Here is a 19,554-nt window from a genome sequence, read left to right as displayed (position 1 = left end):
GGCTGTTATTTGCCGTGCTGGGGCTGGGTGTGCGAGAGCGGCGATGATTCGCCCTGATACTCGTTGCGCAGGCAGCGCAGCAGCAGCTCTGTCGCGGGGCCGAGGGCCTCGGGGGAGAGGGTCAGCAGGTAGGTGTAGAGGTGGCGCTCGTTGCCGCTCTCAAGATCCAGCTGTATGAGTGAACCTTCCGCCAGCTCCCGCTCCACCAGATGGCGCGGCAGCCAGGCATAGCCGAGGCCAAGGCGCAGCATGGCGAGCACTTCATGGTAGTGGGTAGCCTTCCAGCCGGTGTCATCCGCATCGTTCCAGTCCACCGAGCGGTGAATGGGGGGATGGAGGCTGATCTGGTTGTAGCCGATCAGCACATCGCTGCGGATGGGCCCCTCCTCCTGTGCCAGCGGATGGCTGGCGGCGCAGAGGGGCAGCAGGCATACCTCGTCCAGCAACAGGCCGGTGCGATCGCCGGGCAGGTGCTCGGAGAGCATCAGATCCCCCGGTTGCAAGGCGTTGAAGTGGCAGTGAATGCGTTCGTGCAGGTTGACCCGGCAACCCCGGCTGCGGGGATAGAAGCTGGCCAGCGCCCGATAGAGGCGATCCCTTGGCTGCAACGCCGAGACATAGAGGTTGATCTGCGGCTCCCATTGCCGCTCCAGGTTGTTGGCCAGATTCTCCAGCTCCTCCACCTGCTGGCTCAACTGACGGGCCCGCTTGAGGAATATTTCGCCCGCCGGGGTCAGTACCGCCTTGCGGCCGCGCACCTCCAGCAAGGGCACACCCAGACTCTGCTGTAACTTCGCAACCGCATGATTGAGGGAGGACTGGCTCTTGTTCAGCGCCTCGGCCGCCTGGGCGTAGCCGCCGCAGTCGACTACCGCCTGAAAGATCCGCCATTGCTCAAACGTGCTCTTGGGACGAAACATAGTTCAACCTGATTGGAGATAGGATGGTCAGGGGCTTCTACAGGGAGCCTGTGCTCCCTATTCAATTTAACCCCTGCCGCACAACACTCTGGGTATTTTATTGATTTATTTGGGCTGAGCCACAAAGGTTTGGCCGGTTTTGCCGCGGCTGTCCGACCCCATCAGGTAGAGGTAGAGAGGCATCAGGTCGGCCGGGGTCTTGAGGTTCATGGGATCTTCCGCCGGGAAGGCGCTGGCGCGCATCTTGGTGCGGGTGCCGCCCGGATTGAGGGTATTGACCCGCACACCGGTGTTCTCCAGCTCGTCGGCCAGCACTTCCATCATCCCCTCGATGGCGAATTTGGAGATGGCATAGGTGCCCCAGTAGGCGCGCCCTTTGCGTCCCACGCTGGAGGAGGTGTAGACGATGGAGGCTTCGCCCTGCGTCTTGGCGGTCTGGCGCAGCAGCGGCAGCAGCGCCTGGGTCAGCAGGAATTCCGATTTGACGTTGACCTGCATCACCTCGTCCCACTCCTTCTCCTGAATGTGTTCAAACGGAGAGAGGGTGCCGAGCAGACCGGCGTTGAACAGCACGCCGTCGAGGCGGCCAAACTGCTGGGCGAAGGTTTCTGCCATGCCGCGGTAGTGGGCAGCGGTGGCCCCTTTCAGATCCACCGGCACGATGGCGGGCAGCGGATAACCGGCGGCCTCAATCTGGTCATACACGGCTTCGAGTTTGGCGCTGGTGCGGCCGAGCAGGATCACGGTGGCACCGTGGGCGGCATAGGTGAGGGCGGCTTCGCGGCCGATCCCGTCGCCGGCACCGGTGACCAGAATGACTTTATCCTTGAGCAGATCGCGGGGTGCCTGATAATCGAGCATGACAACTCCTGTTAACAAATTCCGGCCATAAGTGCATGGCAATCGGCGCCAAGTGTACTGATCCGCGCGCCCGTTTGACCAGCCAGCGGCAAGAAAAATGTGAAGAAAATAGAGAGGTTGTGATGCTTGGGTTGGTTTTTCCAGGCTCTGGCTGCGATTTTTTGCGCGCCTTCGCCAAACTCCCTAGAATGTGACGAAAACCGATCCATTGTGGAGTCCATCGTGACATTTCTGACCGAATATGGCCTGTTTCTGGCCAAGACAGTGACCTTCCTGCTGGCCATCGGCGCCATCATTCTGATGATCGTCAGCACTCGCCAGCCGAAAGCGCGCAAGGGCGAGCTGGTGGTGACCGATCTCTCGAGCGAGCTGGAGCAGGGGCAGTTTGCGCTCAAGAGCGCACTCGCCAGCAAGGCCGAGCGCAAGGTGCTGGAAAAGCAGCAGAAAGAGGAGCAGAAAAAGCGCGCCAAGGCGGGTGATGAGCGCAGTCGCCTGTTCGTGCTCGATTTCAACGGCAGCATGGATGCCAAAGAGGTGGCCTCCCTGCGCGAGGAGGTGAGCGCGGTGATCGGCGTGGCCCAGCCCGGCGACGAGGTACTGCTGCGGCTCGAATCCGGTGGCGGCGTGGTGCATGGCTATGGCTTGGCTGCTTCCCAGTTGCAGCGTCTGCGGGATAAGGACATCACACTGACCGTGGCTATCGACAAAGTGGCGGCGAGCGGTGGCTACATGATGGCCTGCGTGGCGGACAAGATCCTGGCTGCCCCCTTTGCCATCGTTGGCTCCATCGGGGTGATCGCCCAGTTGCCGAACTTCAACAAGTTGCTGAAAAAGCACGATATCGATTTCGAGATGCACACCGCCGGTCAGTACAAGCGCACCATCACCATGTTCGGCGAAAACGACGATCTGGGGCGCGAGAAGTTTCGCGAGGAGCTGGCGGCGATCCACGAGCGCTTCAAGGCCTTTGTGGCCGAGCACCGCCCGCAACTCGATATCGATCGGGTCACGACCGGTGAGCACTGGCTGGCGAGTCAGGCCAAGGGGCTGGGGCTGGTGGATACCCTCTGCACCAGCGATGACTACCTGTTGGCGCAGGCCAGCCACCACAAGGTGGTCGGCATCAGCTATCGCAAGCCAAAAAGTCTGACCCAGAAGCTGGGACAGCAGGGCGCTCAGGCGCTGGAAGCCGGTCTGGGGCGTCTGTGGCAGCAGAGCCCCTGGCGCTAAGCCTGGCCCTCTGGCGTTAGCCCGAGGGAAGTCCCGTGATAAAAAGGCCAGCCGGTGCCTACCGGCTGGCCTTTTTGCATCCGGTAGCACCTTGATGGTGAGCGAGCGTTGTTTCTATTGAAGCCCTCTGTTACAACAGAAGGCTTCCCCTTAGTTATTGTTGGCCCCATCGGGCCCCGGAGCTGGCCGATGCCGTGGCGCACCTTGAGGCAATTTACCCCGCTGGTCTGGATCGTCATTCTTGGCACCTTCATGGTGCGCACCAGCTACTACATGGTGTGGCCCTTCCTCTCCATTTTGCTCTATCTAGAGTATGACCTGTCGGCCACCTTCATCGGCCTGTTGCTGGGTGGCTCGATGGCCCTCTCCACTCTGGTGAGTTTCTACGGCGGCTGGCTCTCTGATCGCTTCGGGCGGCGCAGCATACTGCTGGCCGGTTGTCTGGTGGCGATGCTCTGTTTCGGTCTGCTCGGTTTTTCGCACGAGGTGTTCTGGCTCGGGATCGGGGTGATGGGCAGCGGCCTCTCCTCGGGACTCATCGATGCCCCCGGTAAGGCGCTGATGGCCGACAGTCTGGCCTCGGCCAAGGCGCGGGAGTTGGCACTGCACCTGCGCTATTTTCTGCTCAACCTCGGGGCCGCGCTGGGGCCGCTGCTCGGGGTGACTCTCGGGATCAACGCCCAGCAGGAGACCTTCCTGTTTCTGGTGGTGAACTATCTGCTGCTGGCACTGGCCTTTGGCTGGGGATTTCGCCGGGCTGGCAGCACAGGCAAGTCGGGGGCGACTGGCCCCGGACTGCGAGATGCCATCAAGGTGTTGCTGGCGGATCGCGCCTTCCTGCTGCTGGTGATGGCCAATCTCCTGATGGTGCTGGTCTACTCCCAGTTTCACTCGCCGCTGGTGCAATACCTGACCCGGGCCGGTATGCCGCAGGTGGCCGAGCTGGTTGCCCTGCTGGTGGCGACCAATGCCCTGACCGTGGTGCTGCTGCAATTTCCGCTGCTTCGGCTGCTCTCACACTGGCCGGTGCGGGTACGGCTTCATATCGGCATGGCGCTCTTTCTGGCGGCCCAGCTGCTCTTCGCACTGGGAGACCCGACGGTACGCAGCCACTGGTTTGGCGCCGTGCTGCTGCTCAGTATCGGCGAGACCATCCTGTTCCCCTTGCTCAACGTGCTGATCGATCAGATGGCCCCGGCTCATCTCAAGGGGAGCTACTTTGGTGCCAGCGCACTGGCCGGGTTGGGAGGGGCCGCCGGCGCGCTGCTGGGAGGCTGGATCCTCGAACAGTGGAGCGGCCAGCTGCTCTATGTGCTGATGGCGCTGCTCTGCGTGGCAATTTTTGCGCTCTATGAGTGGGGGGCCAGGGTGTCCCGTCCCGCTTCGCTCCCCGCTGCAACGAAGCGAGGCTGACAGCCAGCCCCTGGGATCAGTGGGTGCTGCCCGGGGTAATCTCCTTGAGCGCCTTCTTGGCCGCGTACATTCGCTCGTCGGCCAGCCGGATCAGGTTGAGCCCGTCATCGTAGTGATCCGGCCCGGTCTGGGCGATACCAATACTGAGGGTGAGATCCTCCAGCTGACCCTTGATGGCCTGAGTCAGTCGTTTGAGATAGATATCCCTGGCCTGACTTTCGCTGCAGTTGGGCAGGATCAGACAGAACTCATCCCCGCCATAGCGAAAGCAGCTATCTTCGGCACGAAAGACCTGACGGATGCAGTGGCCGACGATCCGCAGGATCTCGTCGCCGCGTTGATGTCCTTCGGTGTCATTGATCTGTTTGAAGTTATCGATATCGAGATAGGCGATGGCCATGGGTTCGGCACGGCGCTGACAGGTGCGCAGGGTCAGCAACAGCAGTTCGTTAAGGTGGCGAACGTTGAGCAATCCGGTCAGGGCATCGGTGCGGTTCAGCTCCTCCAGTTGTCTGGTTCGTTCGCGCACCTTCTGCTCCAGACTCTTGGCATAGCTCTCCGATTTCTCTCTGGAGGACTCTATTTCCGACACCAGACTGCGAATATAGGTCTCGAACACTAGGGTGATGTCGAACAGAAAGAGTTTGTCCAGCGCGGCCAGCATGACGAGGCGCTCCGGTTCATCGCGGATCTGCTCGAAAATATCCTCGATCAGCAGGGCCTTAAGGGTGTTGATGGCGGCCAGATAGAGTTTGGGCTCGACCCCGATCCGCTTGTGAACCAGCCCGATCCGCAGCCGGTTGTTGACGTACTCCAGATCGTAATGACCGCTGAAGAGATCGAGCACGTAACGCCGTTGTGCGGTGCGCAATCGGGTGAGGGTATCGGCATCGCCGATCAGCAGGGCGATTTCGGTGATGGCCGTCTGCTGCTGGTAGAAGCGATCGACCAGGGCATCGATCCGTGGATCTATTTTGCCGCAATAGCTCGCCAGCAGCGCCACATCCTGCTCGCTGAGCAGCAGCAACTCCTTGCGATGGGCAATCTCGAATTCGGTGATGCGCATCTGCTCAAGCAGGGTCTGTTCGGTCGGATTCATCGTCGTCCTCTGTCCATGACTGGGCCATTACTCTGTCCGTGAAGCGGTGCAGGGCAAGCTGAATGGGCAACTGACATTGTAGTCATTTAGGCGCGAGGGAGCGAAATGACCCCCACTTTGCCTGACGTGAGATGCTCAGTGGCACAAGTGGGGGAGTGCAGGGCAAGCAGAGACGATCAGAAGGTCAGTACCTTGTCGGCGGCCAGGGTCCACTGGGCCAGCATCGGCAGGGTGCCGACCTCAATGCCCTCGATCAGTGGCAGGGCGGTGATGCCACGGGCATCGGTGCAGGTCTTGCACAGGCGAATAGTGACGCCCTGAGCCAGCAGGATCTCCAGCATCTGGCGCAGGTTGTACCCTTCAGCCGGTGCCTGACCGGCCAGCGCCGCGCTCACCGCATCAGACATCAGGAACAGCTTCAGGCTGGCACCACCCTGCTCGTTGAGGGCGATAGCGAGACGCAGTGCGTTGAACAGGGATTCGCTGCCGTAGGGGGCGCCGTTGGCAATCACCACAATTTGTTGATTCATAAGAGACTCCTGATCCTAAAAGGCGTCATTGTAGAACCAATAAGGTGATGATTGCGTGATGTCGCACAACTTCTGTCGCACCTTTTCCCTGCTTGCTTGACCCGTTGGCGAAACACGGTTCTTATGATCAGTTCGCAAACATGACCGGGTAAATCAAGATGTGGAAAAGTGTAGGAATAGGGTTGCTGCTGTTGGCGGGTCAGGCCTATGGCAGTGAAGCGGTCGGTTGCAAGGCGCGTCTGCAGGCCGTCAACGACCAGCTGGTGTTTGCCAAAGCACACAACAATGCCGGGCAGATTGCCGGGCTGGAGCAGGCCGCGCGCAATATCAAGGCCAACTGCACCGATGAGGGGCTGCTCAAGGAGCAGAAAGAGCGGGTTCACAAGCTGCGTGGCGAGGTGGACGAGCGTCTGCTCGAGTTGCAGGAGGCAAGAGTGAGTGGCAAGCCGGAGAAAATTGCCAAGCAACAGGCCAAGCTGGAGGAGTCCCAGACCAGGATGCTGGAGGCCCAGCGCGAGTTGGAGCAGCTGAGCCGGCTGGTCGGCAAGTGATGACCAGCTACTGAACGCCGGATCAAAAAAGGCCGATTGCTCGGCCTTTTTTTCGTTTTACGGTCTGTGCATCAGCTATTGCCTGTGCATCCGCACAAACTTCTCCATCAGCTGATCTTCGGTCTCCACATGGGCGGGATCCCGGAAGATGCAGTCCATGTAGAGCAGATGCTGATGCCGGAGTTACTGCCTGTGCATCCGGACGAACTTTTCCATCAGCTGATCGTTGGTTTCCACATGGGCGTGATCCCGGAAGATGCAGTTCATGTAGAGCAGACGCTGATGCCGGAGTTACTGCCGGTGCATCCGCACGAACTTTTCCATCAGCTGATCTTCGGTCTCCACATGCGCGGGATCCCAGATGATGCAGTCGATAGGGCAGACGCTGATACAGGTCGGCTTCTCATAGTGACCGACGCACTCGGTGCAGCGACTGGGGTCGATCTCGTAGATCTCATCCCCCAGGCTGATGGCCTGGTTGGGGCACTCGGGATCGCACATGTCACAGTTGATGCACTTGTCGGTGATGAGCAGTGCCATCTCAGGCCGCCGAGTGGGGCTGACGGGTATCCTGACGCTCGCCCAGATTGCGCAGCAGGATGCCGTAGTTGATGTCCACTTCCTTCGGTACTGGCACATAGACCACGTGGCCGTTGCCCGGTGCAGTGTCGATCAGCTCGCCCTTGCGGTTCTGCATCTGCTCCAGATTGAAGCTGAGGTTGCCCTGCGGGGTCATCAGCTCCAGGCTGTTGCCCACCAGGAACTTGTTCTTCACCTCGACTTCCACCATGTCACCGTTGCGGCCGGTGATCTCGCCGACAAACTGCTGGGTGTCGGAGACGGAGTAGCCGTAGTCGTAGTTCTGGTATTCGCTGTGGTTGTGACGGCGCAGGAAGCCCTCGGTGTAGCCGCGGTGGGCCAGATTCTCGAGGGTGCCCATCAGGCTGCGATCGAACGGACGACCCGCCACTGCATCGTCAATGGCCTTGCGATAGACCTGAGCGGTACGGGCGCAATAGTAGAAGGATTTGGTGCGGCCTTCGATTTTCAGCGAGTGAACGCCCATCTTGGTCAATCGCTCGACGTGCTCGACCGCGCGCAAGTCCTTGGAGTTCATGATGTAGGTGCCGTGTTCGTCTTCAAACGCGCTCATGTACTCGCCCGGGCGGTTGGACTCTTCCAGCAGCACCAGCGCATCGGTCGGTTTGCCCAGGCCCAGGGTGTTGTCCGGACGCACGGCGATGGGCTCCTGACGGTGGACGATCTGGCCTACGTCATCTTCTTTACCCTCGTGCACCTTGTACTCCCAGCGGCAGGAGTTGGTGCAGGTGCCCTGGTTGGGGTCACGCTTGTTGATGTAACCGGAGAGCAGGCAGCGGCCGGAGTAAGCCATGCACAGGGCGCCGTGGACGAACACTTCCAGCTCCATCTCCGGCACCTGCATGCGGATCTCTTCGATCTCGTCCAGCGACAGCTCACGGGAGAGGATGGCGCGGGTCAGGCCCATTTGATGCCAAAACTTCACCGTGGCCCAGTTGACCGCGTTGGCCTGCACCGAGAGGTGAATGGGCATATCCGGGAAGGCTTCACGCATCATCATGATAAGACCGGGGTCGGACATGATCAGCGCATCCGGCTTCATCTCCACCACAGGGCGCATGTCGCGGATAAAGGTCTTGAGCTTGGAGTTGTGGGGCTGGATGTTGGCTACCACATAGAACTGCTTGCCGAGGGCATGGGCTTCGTTGATGCCGAGCTGCAGGTTCTCGTGATCGAATTCGTTGTTGCGCACCCGCAGGCTGTAGCGGGGTTGACCGGCATAGACGGCATCGGCGCCATAGGCGTAGGCGTAACGCATGTTCTTGAGGGAACCTGCGGGGGAGAGCAATTCTGGTTTAAACATGGCGGACTCTTTATATCTGATTGCAAATCAGGAGCAAGTACAGTAGTACTGCTGTTAAATCAATGACTTAATCAAGCTTTTTAGGCGTGTATAGTCGTGTATAATTTGGGTATTCAAAAACAGTAATATTTTATCATCAAAACCCACCGTCAGTCACTTCACGACAGGTGACGATAGTGCAGCTTTCAAATCTTATGAAGGAGAAGCAACCGCGTTATGCTGGCTATCTTCTCTTAGCAGCATGTAGTGGCATCACCATGTGGTCTGATGAAACGGCCTTAGAGGCAAAATATGCGTCTGTAGCTGTTTCACCCCAAGATCCTTGACCATAGAGTGGGGTTGCTGTCATTGAGAATTGCCGCGCTACGCTTGGCTGCTGGCTTGTTCGGGGAGTCGGAATGATGTCTCCCCTCAAAGCCCAGCGACTATGTACTTGTTCTCTCAGTGAGTTTATAGCTTGCAGTTTACATAAACAGAATGCTTAGCCCTTATCTTATTAAATTTTTAGTTGCAAACTATCAGGTAGATAAAAAAATCATATATTTATAATATAAATATTAGTTTTGTCATATTTTAACAAAATGAGTTTTTATAAATATAAATAGTTATTGAAAACTGGCTAGTAAATTAATATCACTCTGAATCAAATAACTCATTGATGTTATAGTATAAAACATACATAATAATAACATGCAACATCACTCAGCAAGTTTTTCGTAGCTTTGAGTTTTTATCAGCGGTGCTTAGTTTAGATCTGTTGTGCATATAATATACATTGAAATGTTTCTCAATAACTATATAAAGTAAATGCAACTATGGCCTGGTTTCGCTGCGCTCTAGCAGCGGAAATATATAAAAAGTGTATTGAATGAAAAATAAAGTAGAAGTTGAGTATTATAAAACTGTTAATGGAAAAAATGCGATTCGAGTTTTAAGAAATGAGAATTATTATCGAAATTTGATTAATGAATTGGAAAAGAAACAAAAAAAAATAGAAGAGTATAAGATCCTTAGCTTATCAAGTGAGGAGTATGATGATTTAAATGCTGAAATTGATGCTTTGCTTTATCACATTTTTCTTATTGATAGTAACGACGAACTCAATAAAGAGATCTTGAATTTTAAAAAATCAAACCCAGACATCGATTGCTATGAGTTAATTGAGCCTCGATGCATGGGTGATGAATACATTAAACCGCTACATTAAAAATTATCTTAAGCAAGATGCCCAGGGGTTTTTATAGCATACGATAAAGCGGCTAATTAATAAGGAAGATAAAATGACAGTGAAACTATCTGACAACGTAGTCAGTAAAACTGGAGATAACCAATTTTTAACACATATTACCCGTCAAATTGAGCTAAGAGAAAAGGTGATCGGGCATCTCAAGTATACAATTTATAATTTCGGTGCCGCGTTTGAACTTAATACGGCTAGAGCCTGGCTTGTAAGAGAAGATAATTATATTGGCCGTCTTCATAAGTATTTGCTTGATGATCAACATAAAATCGCAACTTTATCAGAATTTATTTCCTCAGGACTCATTGGCCCAGAGCAATGCGTGATCATTGATGATGTTGTGATGAACGCACCTTATAGATATATAGGTACTGAGCTGCGTATGATCAGGGAATTACTAACACAATGCGAAATGAAATTTAGTTTTGCCATGCTACCGAACTGGAGGTCATTCTGTGATTGGCTTGGAATTAATGACGAGTATAAGACTGAGGAGCTAGGAAAGTTAGGCTTCTATCCATTAGATGACTATTTGGCCTTCCGCTATCTGGATGATGAAATGCTCAATATGTTGATAAATGAGTCGGTAGTTGTATGAGGAATATGGAGATATAAAACTGTTATTTTCCCTATCCTGATTGCATGAAAGGGGGGGGGGAGAGTAACAGTTTTAATGCTTACATCTAAAACGAATTTTTATCCTCTTGTCGTTCTTTATTAGTAAGTGGCAGATCGAAAAGTTTTCTATCGATATTTTTTGTAAGAAATTTATCTAAGCGTGCAGTAATCTGATCTTTTAACGTTTCATTTTTCAACATCAAGCCAACAACCATTGAGCCGATAAGAATCTTCTTCCTAAGATCAGCTTTATTTTTACTCTCCTTTTCTTGATTTTTTAGGAGTGCAATCTTACTGGCTAATTCAGCCTTCTCTTTTTCTAAACGTTCAATTCTTGACGGATTATTATTATTCTTATACATATCAACAAACCCGTTGACTATTTATTTATTAAATAATAACATTGCTTTAGTAAATATTACAATAGTTATTTTCCTTAAATTATAAAAAATCTATTAAATAAATTAATTTGCCTAATCTCAAGAGCTGGAACATAGGAAGTATAAGGGTGATACGTGTGTTGAATATCAAAGCTCTTATCACCGCATGGTGCGCACTTACTCGTTTCTCCTGCTTCGCGGAGAAACGGTGCTCAAGTCAAAATCAAAGTCAGGATATGGCAGAAAGAAAAAATCTGCTTTTAGATAAATAAAAATAAAAATAAAAATAAAAATAAATTGGAAAAAAATGGCAAATTATCATCTATCATTGACTAATGGCAGCAAGGAAGCAGGGAAATCTGGCAAGATAAGAAACGATTATATTAAGCGTGAGAATAAGTATGCCAAGAAAAATAATGAGTTGTTATATTCAGACTGTGGAAATATTCCTCATTGGGCAAAAAGTGATTCAGAGTTTTGGCATGCGGCAGATCTTTATGAAAGAAGTAATTCACGAGTATATAGAGAGATTGAGTGTTCACTTCCTAATGAACTTACAATTGAGCAGCAAAAGGAATTAGTTAAATCTTTTGTAAGATGTGTCACTGAGAAAGAAGGGTTCCCATGGTCATTAGGCATACATGAAGGTAAGTCACAGGACATTGGTAAACCTAACAATCCTCATTTTCATCTTATTTTCAATGAACGTATAAGCGATGGAATAGAGCGAACAGCAGCTACACATTTCAAGAGATATAATAAAAAAAATCCTAAAAAAGGCGGCGCAGAGAAATCAAAAGTAACTAGGGAGACTGAATGGCTTAATGAATTAAGAAAAAATTGGGCTGACATGCAGAATTCCGCCTTAGAAAAGGCTGGTGTAAAGGTCAGAGTGGATCACCGCTCCTTAGCTGCACAAGGCATAGATAGACTTCCTACAACACATCTAGGCGTGAAATCAGTCGCTATGAAGCGGAGGGGAATTGCAACTAATAGATTCGATTTTAATAAAGAAAGAGGTCTTCTTATCAGTGAGATGGAGAGATTAAAAAGAGAAATAAATTATATCGATGACAAGCTATCAATTGAAAAAATTTTGACGGAAGAAAAAGCAATTGGTTATATGTTAGAGCAAGTGAAAGCAATTTGTGGTCAAAAAATAGATATAAAAATAGAAAATAAAAATGAATTTAAAGATTTGCACATGAATGAGACTGAAAAAATCATACATATTCTATTAAAAGAAAATGTAGATAAACACAACATTTTGATCAAACCATCAATATCAGATAACGCTGGAATGCTTATTGTTTCTGACGTAAGTGCTAGCAAACTAAAAATTTTGCATGATGCAGGTTTGAATGCTGCGGCAATAATAGAAACTCGTCGTGGGGTATATGATGCTTGGATTAAAATAGCAGAAGTATTAGAGCCAGAAATAACAAGAGAGGCGGCTCATTTATTAGAAGAAGAGTTTAATATCGATGTGTCATCTAGTAAGTATGGGAAACTATCAGGTTTTAATTTCCATAAAAATGGGGAGAGCTTTTTTGCTAGATGTATTCAAGCTACAGGTCTAATTGCAAAACGAGGCAAACAAATGATAGAAAAAGTACAAAAAAGAATAGAAATTAAAAAAAACAGGATGACTCGTCTCTCCAGAATAACTGCTTGGACTCATACCCCTTACAAGAAAATGAGTTTTATAGATAAGTGTATCCAAGTTTATCAACCGTTAGTGAATAAGTTTAATGCAAATTTAGAACGATGTGATATTACATTTGCAGAGATAATGATAAAGAATGGGTATAGTGAAAAAATGATTATAAATGCTATTATCGAACTTAGTCCGGCTTTACCTGAAAATGCTGAGAAGTATGCAAAGAATGTAATAACAAGCACACCAACTATCAGGTTTATCCTAAAACACAAAGGAGACGTAATCGAGTGGTAGAACATCAGAGTACACATTTCATCCAAGTAGTATATGGATAACATTAAAAGTAAATCGTTGTTAAGTAATGCTAGAAAGAAGCCGTCTTAATTCATCTTCAGGATTATATTTTTTAGATAAATCGTCTGCTTCTTTCAATATAAAGTTAACCTTTCTATTTAGACCTACTTGTGATTTATCAAATGTTTGTTGGCATTGATCGAGGGCTCTTTCAATTGCAATATGAGCATTGAACAGGGCCTTACCACTTAGGCTTTCATTCACTTTTTTAATCGCACCGTAATACATCAAATCCAACGTCTCTTCACATTTTGCGCGCTTGAACCTAGTTAGAATATTTTCAAATTCATAAAAATTCGTGACATTAATATCGGAACTTTTCTTTTTCATAGAATGCTACCCATTGTTGATGTTGGTTTTATTTATTGGCTTAATTGAGTTTTCTTCAAAGTTGACGGAGATGGGTATTTTTTTTGATGAAAATATCTATCTCGTTACCTCAAGTTTCGGTTAGTTGCGAGGAATGTAAGGTATTACATTCCTCGTAAAAATTATAAAAGCATAATAAATATAAATCAGCAGTATTCTTGGATTCTAGGGAAAGTGCGAACAAGTATCCCACGAACAAAAAATGAAAATTTTAGTCATTTAATATCAATGGGTTACCATTAAATGCTCTCGTGCCATATGACTTATTCGCACCTTCCCTAAAAGTTCAGCAAAATCACGGATAGTTAAGCCGGATTTCCCGATATTCCTGAGGAGTTCTTCATAGTTCATAGCTTCGGAGTATAAATGGCGAATGTTATTCATGCAATAATTAATGGTTGTAATTACTGCATTACTAATTATTTTGTGAAAATCGTCATCGCACGCCTTGAAATGTCATGTAGAGATGAATAAAATAAAGTCATCACCACATGACATTTTGAGCGCAAAATGAAACAACATTTCCTTCTCTCAGCAAAAGCCCGAAGCCTGTCTGTGCGTAAAGTGTTCGCTATGTCAGATGATGAAGCGTTTTCACTGTTTAAAAGCTTACGCTGGGGTGATACCGGAACTGTGACCTGTCCTTGTTGTGGCGTGGTGGACGTCCATTACTTTATCCGCCCCCGCAATCAGTGGCGCTGCAAAGACTGCAAACATACGTTTTCTGTGACAAGCGGCACAATCTTTGCGTTTCACAAGCTGCCATTAAAGGTGTATCTCGGTGCGATTGCCATTTTCACCAACGCAGTGAAAGGCTTGTCTGCCTTGCAGATGTCCCGTGATTTAGGGAAGGGAAGGTGCGAATAAGTCATATGGCACGAGAGCATTTACTGGTAACCCATTGATATTAAATGACTAAAATTTTCATTTTTTGTTCGTGGGATACTTGTTCGCACTTTCCCTAATCATTAGATACCTAGAGCTAACAACCTAAATAGCTGTTCCGAATAGTAGATCACCGGAGGAAGGGAACTCAGTCCAGTTTGTGCGATCTGATTAGTCGCTAAACAAAACAAGCCACACCCAAAGGACTGAGTTGATGCCTATCCTACCACCTCTGCCACGACCACAACGGCGCCGCATTCACAAAATCATCCATGCCACCCGTGATAAAGGACATGCTCGTCGCTTGATGGCCATCTTGCTGTTACATGAAGGACGCACGATCACCGATGTTCATCACCTTACCGGCGCTGCGCGCTCGACCATCGGTCGTTGGCTTCGGTGGTATCGAGATGAAGGCATAGATGCGCTAGAAGCCTTACCGGCTGGCCGTGCCCCAGTCTTACCTATCGCCAAGATTGTCACCCTACTGGTGCTGCTCATGCAGTTTTCTCCGCAAGATTTTGGTTATCAGCGCAGCCGTTGGTGTACTGAACTATTGGCTATAAAAATCAATCGGTTAACAGGGCTCAATGTGGCAGCCTCCACGCTCCGCCGATGGTTACCTCGTATGGGCATTGTCTGGCGCAGGCCCGTGCCGACCTTGCGGATAAAAGACCCAGCCTATCAGGAAAAAATGGCGAATATCGACGCCGCGCTGGCCCGCTGTGATGCCGATAATCCGGTGTTTTATGAGGATGAAGTCGATATAGACCTCAATCCCAAATTAGGAGCCGACTGGATGTTCAGAGCGCAGCAAAAGCGGGTTGTCACACCGGGGCAGAATGCCAAGCATTATCTGGCAGGCGTTCTCCACGCAGGCAACGGAAGGGTACTTTACGTCAGCGGGATCAAGAAAAACTCATCGCTGTTTATTGCCATGCTGGAAAAGCTGCGCCACCACTACCGACGAGCCAAAACCATCACGTTGATCCTCGATAACTACATCATTCACAAAAGCAAACAGACCGAGCGATGGTTGAAGAAGAATCCCAAGTTCTGCCTGGTGTTCCAGCCAGTTTACAGCCCTTGGGTTAATCACATAGAACGGCTATGGCACAAGTTACATGAAACCATCACGCGCAATCATCAATGCAGAGGGATGGCAAACCTGCTGGCCCGAGTGAAACACTTCATGGATACCGTGTCTCCTTTCCCGGGGAATGGCTATGGCACAGCGAAGGTGTAGCACTATTGGGATCAGTTATTTAGGTGAAAGATGTGCCACACATAAAGCGAGTCAGTATCTGCCGTAAGCAGAAGATAGCCGCCATGAACAATAGGGTGAGAGCATGAGTAGATTTTTGTTGGTTTTCATGACGAAGTGGGTTGTTTTGAAATTATGAGCAAATTTGGCATTGCATACTCAGTATGTGCCTGTACAAATATGTTAAGGAGATACCCTTGCAACCCAGAATAAGCATCATCATGTTAACATTTAAGCAACTCATGCTCTGCTCTGTAGATAAGCTTATGGGTGAAAATACAATCAACAACGCTTTGCGAAAAATGGGCTATGACACTAAGACAGAAGTTTGCGATCACGGTTTCCATTTTATGGCCTGTAGTGCCTTGGTTGAGTCAGGCTTATGGTAAAAAGATGCTGTTGAACGCCAGATAAACCATCAGGAGCGTAACAACGTTTGCGCTGCTTACATCCATCTTGCCAAACATATTGATGAATGTAAGCTAATGCTGAAGTGGTGGTCTGATTATATTTATGCCAGCAAAGACGATATGGTTAGGCCATTTAAGTTTGCCCATAAACAGTCGAAACTCTATGAATAGTAATATGCTGAATAAAATAAGGAAATAAAACATGTCGTTATCACAATTTCAAATTATTCAATCATTAGGGAAGTCTTTGGAATGGTTGCAGCAGGAATTATTATGGGGTGTTTCTGCCCAAGAACTTAGTCATTTAACGGGAAGGATTGGTGAGTTGTATACAGCTATGTATACATATGGGCAAATGGCTTTGGAAAATAACCAGCATGGGTATGATGTAATTAGTTCAGATGGGGAGAGAATATCAGTAAAAACAATTACTACAAGTAATCACGTATCATTTACCAAATCAACACTATCCTATGTTGATAGAATAGTAATTTTAGAAATAAACACTACGGATTTAGAAATAAATATATTGGTGGATTCTAAAAAAGAAGACCTGCTACCATTATTGAAAAATACAAATGGTAAAAAACTGTCTTACTCATTAGGCAATAAAACAAGAAGCAAAGATGGAATGAAATCATCAAAAACAAGAGAAATCAAACCACTATCTGAAATGGAAGTCAGAGAAGAGGTTTGCTATAAAAATCATATAATACGGCAGTATGAAAATGGTACTATCGAAGTATTGACCGATGGAATATCCGAGAAAATAACAAAGCCAATGTTAATAGTAATAGCGAAAGAATTGAATATTAGTCCTATCAACAGTGCTGGTTCTAAAATGAATACTCGACAATTAGGTGATAAGATAATTAAAAATATTAAAGTCATAGCATAATAAAAACTATATTTTCATATTTGATAGCCCATGGCATCAATTGATATCAGATAACCATTGATATCCAACAATGATAGCAACACAGGGATTGCGGTGATCTCATTGGATTTGGCATCGGTTTTCACTTGGCCTAAGGAAGGTGCGAATAAGTCATATGGCACGAGAGCATTTACTGGTAACCCATTGATATTAAATGACTAAAATTTTCATTTTTTGTTCGTGGGATACTTGTTCGCACTTTCCCTATGGCACAGCGAAGGTGTAGCACTATTGGGATCAGTTATTTAGTCAAACCAAAGCGTTGTGAATAGTTACCATCGCGTGGTAGTTATCTGCATAAGTGAGAGGCCATTGTATTTTGTGTTGATAAATAAATCATCATAGGTAATTTACAGTCGCGTTCATTCATAAAGCCAACAGTTTGTTATAATAAATTTATCTTAAATGCCATTAGTATCATAAAGCATAGCAAATTTATAAAAAATGGTTGCAGTTATTATTGCTGCAATGCATTATTAATTCGTTGCCACGTTTTTAACGTTATAAAAATTTTATGGCTAAGCCGTAGTCTTTAACATTTCATATACGTGCTTTTGTGGGCTTTATTGAGTGGATTAATATAATCGTTTTTTACCTGATGTCTAACCTTTAAATGCTGATCGCTAGAGGTTGATAATAATTCACCTAATAATAGTAGTCTATTTATGATTTTTAATAGAGGGGACGCATGGAGTCTGTAAAAACTAGAAAGTGTAAAGTTACAATGGATAGGGGGGCTGGACGGGTTAATTATGATCAGGATTCATTTTTAGTCGAAGGTCTTTTAGATGAAAATTCACTGGCGGGTTTCTATGGCCCAAGCGGTTCGCGTAAGTCTTTTTTGATAATCGATATAGCTTGTAGAGTGGCCACAGGTAAGCCTTGGCAGGGTTTGGATGTCAAACAGGGCTCGGTTATCTATGTTGCTGCGGAAGGCAGTAATGGAATGATAAAGAGAATGAATGCCTGGGTTAATAAATATAACAATGGCGAAGATATAAAAAATTTCTATCGTATATCTCAGCCTATGTTTGTGTCTAAGCAAGAGTATATCGATGATTTGATTTTAGCTACAGAGGATGTCTTGTTTGAGACGGGGGTGCCTGTACGTTTGATCGTTATCGATACTTTGGCAAGATGCTTCACTGGAAATGAAAATGCAGCAGAAGATATGGGGGCATTTATTGCTGGCTGTGATCAGATAAAGGTCAAATCTGGCGCAACAATTTTAATTGTACACCATACTGGTAAGGACATAGATCGTGGAGCTAAAGGAGCATACTCTTTCAAGGCGGCCCTAGATAACGAGTATTTTGTTACAAAAGATGAAGATAAGAAAAATCTTTCTTCTAGATTGGTTTGTACAAAGAGTAAAGATGGAAATGACGAGCTGGATATATCAATTGGTTTAAAAATAGAAACTCTTGGCAGAACGATTAAAGGGAAAGTTATTGATACCTTGGTTGTTATTGATGGTGAGCATGATAATAAGAATGGATATGTCAACTCGAATGATGGAAGTAAGGAAGAAAAAATCACAAAAAATAGTCCAGAGGTTGTAAGTGATGACTATTAAAATAATGAATTCCAAAGTTAATTTTTTTGCTCTTGTTGATCCATTGCTAGGTAGAATAACAGGGCTGTTCATCCCGGTTGCTAATGGTAAACGTGAAAGCAATGTGGTTTTGAGTTCGGTGATTAGTGAACATAAACTTCGAGTTAACATAGAGCAAGGGTTGGATTATTCTGATCAAAGCATTCTCTTTTCTTTAATTGCGCTTGCCGGTATTGATAGGAAAATTATAAATGAAAATTCTAAAGGGCCTAGATCGACTTATTTATGGAATAATTTGAATGCTAAGTATAATGCTACAAGTGAAAATGCAATATTGCTTTCAACTACTCAGGCAAAAATTATTAGTGTTTTAGGTTGGAATAAATCTGGTCATGAATATGATAGATTGAAGGAAGGTCTTGATAGGCTGAGTAAAGTTGATTTACACCTCATATCAGAGGGTTATGAATGGAAATCTAGCATGTTAAGCTATTTAATATCAAAAAATGATATAGGCCGAGAGGATGTTGTTGATGTAGTTTTGAATTCTAGAATTGCACGAGCTATTGATGGGGAGCAATTTAATCGGATTTGTTTGGAGGAAAGAAAGCAGCTTAAATCGAATGTAGCTATGCTGGTTCATGCTTGGTTGTCTTCTAACATCAACCCAGGGGAAGTGCTCACCCCGTTCCTCGATACCCTTGTACAACGCATCTGGAATACTGACAAATGCCAGTCGAACACAGCATTAACTGCTTATGAAAAAAAGGAAGTAAGGCGTAAGCGGGGCATGATGGTTGACGCATTGAGGGACATTGCTGAGCTCAGAGGGTGGCAGGTCGAGCTAATAGGGAATGGCGCTACTGGGAAGGCTACAGTGCGGCGCCCGAGAGTATTCAAGGGGGTAGTGAAAGAGGAGGTCTGAAGACGTTATAACGTGGTCTTTATGACGTTATTTCATGGTACTTATCACGTTAAATCGAGGTGCGAAAATTTAGGCGGTAATCCTCTGGAGGCCATACTGAGCAAGGCTTTGCACGTTTTTATCGAATCCACTACTTAAGAATGCTCTAAGAGAGCATTCTTAAGAAGGTTTTTAGAGTATTTTTTTTGCATTTAAACATGACACAGAGGTTAATCGCTATTAACGGCTCTGGAACGCTATATCCAAAGACCCAATCAAAAGACTTAGTAAGATACTTACTTAGTTGAACATGCCGTCTAGTGAAGATCTAGGGCGATCTAGCGACATCCTATTGGTATTACACTGACAGTGTTGATGGAGGATTCTAAAAAGAGAACCTGATTACCCATGACCCTCAGCCAGCTTCAAGAGCCGATATGGCATCGGAGGGCTTGCCACGACTGCATGCCC

At 47.5% G+C, this 19,554-nt stretch carries 18 protein-coding genes and 3 pseudogenes; 11 read left to right on the top strand and 10 right to left on the bottom strand.

Annotation, left to right across the window (positions count from 1 at the left end; all coding sequences use genetic code 11):
- Positions 1–5: 5 nt before the first annotated feature.
- Together OKC27_RS19270 and OKC27_RS19265 are read right to left on the bottom strand one after the other, a co-directional pair.
- Positions 6–920, bottom strand: a complete 915-nt coding sequence (locus OKC27_RS19270) for a LysR family transcriptional regulator (protein ID WP_182938007.1) — start codon at positions 918–920, stop codon at positions 6–8.
- Between the two features lie 105 nt (positions 921–1,025).
- A complete protein-coding gene (locus OKC27_RS19265) occupies positions 1,026–1,781 on the bottom strand; it encodes a YciK family oxidoreductase (RefSeq protein WP_139708722.1) in 756 nt (251 codons plus the stop codon).
- A gap of 222 nt (positions 1,782–2,003) precedes the next feature.
- Between OKC27_RS19265 and sohB the strand changes: the two genes are divergently transcribed.
- Positions 2,004–3,011, top strand: a complete 1,008-nt coding sequence (gene sohB, locus OKC27_RS19260; RefSeq protein ID WP_182938005.1) for a protease SohB — start codon at positions 2,004–2,006, stop codon at positions 3,009–3,011.
- A 189-nt stretch (positions 3,012–3,200) separates the two neighbouring features.
- Entirely contained in the window at positions 3,201–4,424 is a 1,224-nt protein-coding gene (locus tag OKC27_RS19255; protein WP_182938004.1) for an MFS transporter, read from the top strand.
- Between the two features lie 16 nt (positions 4,425–4,440).
- On the opposite strand, the gene OKC27_RS19250 is transcribed toward OKC27_RS19255, so the two are convergent.
- Together OKC27_RS19250 and OKC27_RS19245 are read right to left on the bottom strand one after the other, a co-directional pair.
- Positions 4,441–5,523: a protoglobin domain-containing protein gene (locus tag OKC27_RS19250; protein ID WP_182938003.1), complete on the bottom strand. Its 1,083-nt coding sequence runs from the start codon at positions 5,521–5,523 to the stop codon at positions 4,441–4,443.
- A gap of 176 nt (positions 5,524–5,699) precedes the next feature.
- Positions 5,700–6,053, bottom strand: a complete 354-nt coding sequence (locus tag OKC27_RS19245) for a DsrE/DsrF/TusD sulfur relay family protein (protein ID WP_005334901.1) — start codon at positions 6,051–6,053, stop codon at positions 5,700–5,702.
- Positions 6,054–6,211: 158 nt separating this feature from the next.
- On the opposite strand from OKC27_RS19245, the gene OKC27_RS19240 reads away from it, so the two are divergent.
- Positions 6,212–6,604 carry a DUF1090 domain-containing protein gene (locus OKC27_RS19240; RefSeq protein WP_182938002.1) on the top strand — a complete coding sequence of 131 codons (393 nt, stop codon included), beginning with the start codon at positions 6,212–6,214 and terminating at the stop codon, positions 6,602–6,604.
- Between the two features lie 75 nt (positions 6,605–6,679).
- On the opposite strand, the pseudogene OKC27_RS19235 reads toward OKC27_RS19240, so the two are convergent.
- The 3 genes and pseudogenes from OKC27_RS19235 to trhP all read right to left on the bottom strand — a co-directional run.
- Positions 6,680–6,763: pseudogene (locus OKC27_RS19235) on the bottom strand (YfhL family 4Fe-4S dicluster ferredoxin); the annotation flags it as partial.
- A gap of 132 nt (positions 6,764–6,895) precedes the next feature.
- Positions 6,896–7,144, bottom strand: coding sequence for a YfhL family 4Fe-4S dicluster ferredoxin (locus tag OKC27_RS19230; protein WP_042658166.1), 249 nt, complete (start codon positions 7,142–7,144; stop codon positions 6,896–6,898).
- 1 nt (position 7,145) lies between these two features.
- A complete protein-coding gene (trhP, locus tag OKC27_RS19225; RefSeq protein WP_042658165.1) occupies positions 7,146–8,507 on the bottom strand; it encodes a prephenate-dependent tRNA uridine(34) hydroxylase TrhP in 1,362 nt (453 codons plus the stop codon).
- An 868-nt stretch (positions 8,508–9,375) separates the two neighbouring features.
- Here trhP and OKC27_RS19220 point away from each other — a divergent pair.
- A complete protein-coding gene (locus OKC27_RS19220; protein ID WP_104014145.1) occupies positions 9,376–9,714 on the top strand; it encodes a hypothetical protein in 339 nt (112 codons plus the stop codon).
- Positions 9,715–9,787: 73 nt separating this feature from the next.
- Entirely contained in the window at positions 9,788–10,345 is a 558-nt protein-coding gene (locus tag OKC27_RS19215; RefSeq protein WP_069652100.1) for a hypothetical protein, read from the top strand.
- A gap of 85 nt (positions 10,346–10,430) precedes the next feature.
- Here the strand turns inward: OKC27_RS19215 and OKC27_RS19210 are convergent, their stop codons facing one another.
- A complete protein-coding gene (locus OKC27_RS19210; RefSeq protein WP_104014146.1) occupies positions 10,431–10,727 on the bottom strand; it encodes a hypothetical protein in 297 nt (98 codons plus the stop codon).
- A 325-nt stretch (positions 10,728–11,052) separates the two neighbouring features.
- Between OKC27_RS19210 and OKC27_RS19205 the strand changes: the two genes are divergently transcribed.
- Positions 11,053–12,699 carry a MobA/MobL family protein gene (locus tag OKC27_RS19205; protein ID WP_111873363.1) on the top strand — a complete coding sequence of 549 codons (1,647 nt, stop codon included), beginning with the start codon at positions 11,053–11,055 and terminating at the stop codon, positions 12,697–12,699.
- Between the two features lie 60 nt (positions 12,700–12,759).
- Here the strand turns inward: OKC27_RS19205 and OKC27_RS19200 are convergent, their stop codons facing one another.
- Positions 12,760–13,089 (bottom strand): hypothetical protein, encoded by a 330-nt coding sequence (locus OKC27_RS19200; RefSeq protein ID WP_141712026.1) that lies wholly within the window; start codon positions 13,087–13,089, stop codon positions 12,760–12,762.
- 549 nt (positions 13,090–13,638) lie between these two features.
- On the opposite strand from OKC27_RS19200, the pseudogene OKC27_RS19195 reads away from it, so the two are divergent.
- From OKC27_RS19195 to OKC27_RS19185, 3 genes and pseudogenes are all read left to right on the top strand, one after another.
- A pseudogene (locus tag OKC27_RS19195) lies at positions 13,639–13,974 on the top strand (transposase); the annotation flags it as partial.
- Between the two features lie 253 nt (positions 13,975–14,227).
- Positions 14,228–15,259: an IS630-like element ISAhy2 family transposase gene (locus OKC27_RS19190; protein WP_001809438.1), complete on the top strand. Its 1,032-nt coding sequence runs from the start codon at positions 14,228–14,230 to the stop codon at positions 15,257–15,259.
- 630 nt (positions 15,260–15,889) lie between these two features.
- Entirely contained in the window at positions 15,890–16,585 is a 696-nt protein-coding gene (locus tag OKC27_RS19185; protein WP_270806626.1) for a DUF6998 domain-containing protein, read from the top strand.
- Positions 16,586–16,605: 20 nt separating this feature from the next.
- Here OKC27_RS19185 and OKC27_RS19180 read toward each other — a convergent pair.
- Positions 16,606–16,719: pseudogene (locus OKC27_RS19180) on the bottom strand (ISAs1 family transposase); the annotation flags it as partial.
- Positions 16,720–17,312: 593 nt separating this feature from the next.
- Between OKC27_RS19180 and OKC27_RS19175 the strand changes: the two are divergent.
- Both OKC27_RS19175 and repC read left to right on the top strand, forming a co-directional pair.
- On the top strand, positions 17,313–18,200 hold the full coding sequence (locus OKC27_RS19175; protein ID WP_081331974.1) for a helicase RepA family protein: 888 nt from the start codon (positions 17,313–17,315) through the stop codon (positions 18,198–18,200).
- Entirely contained in the window at positions 18,190–19,104 is a 915-nt protein-coding gene (repC, locus tag OKC27_RS19170; RefSeq protein WP_141712027.1) for a replication protein C, IncQ-type, read from the top strand. Before OKC27_RS19175 ends, repC begins: the two co-directional genes overlap by 11 nt.
- The last annotated feature ends 450 nt before the right edge of the window (positions 19,105–19,554 follow it).

This window comes from Aeromonas sp. QDB62 (genome assembly GCF_027705695.1).
GTDB classification, from domain to species: Bacteria; Pseudomonadota; Gammaproteobacteria; order Enterobacterales; family Aeromonadaceae; genus Aeromonas; species Aeromonas allosaccharophila.
This window is presented reverse-complemented; position numbering and strand designations above follow the sequence as displayed.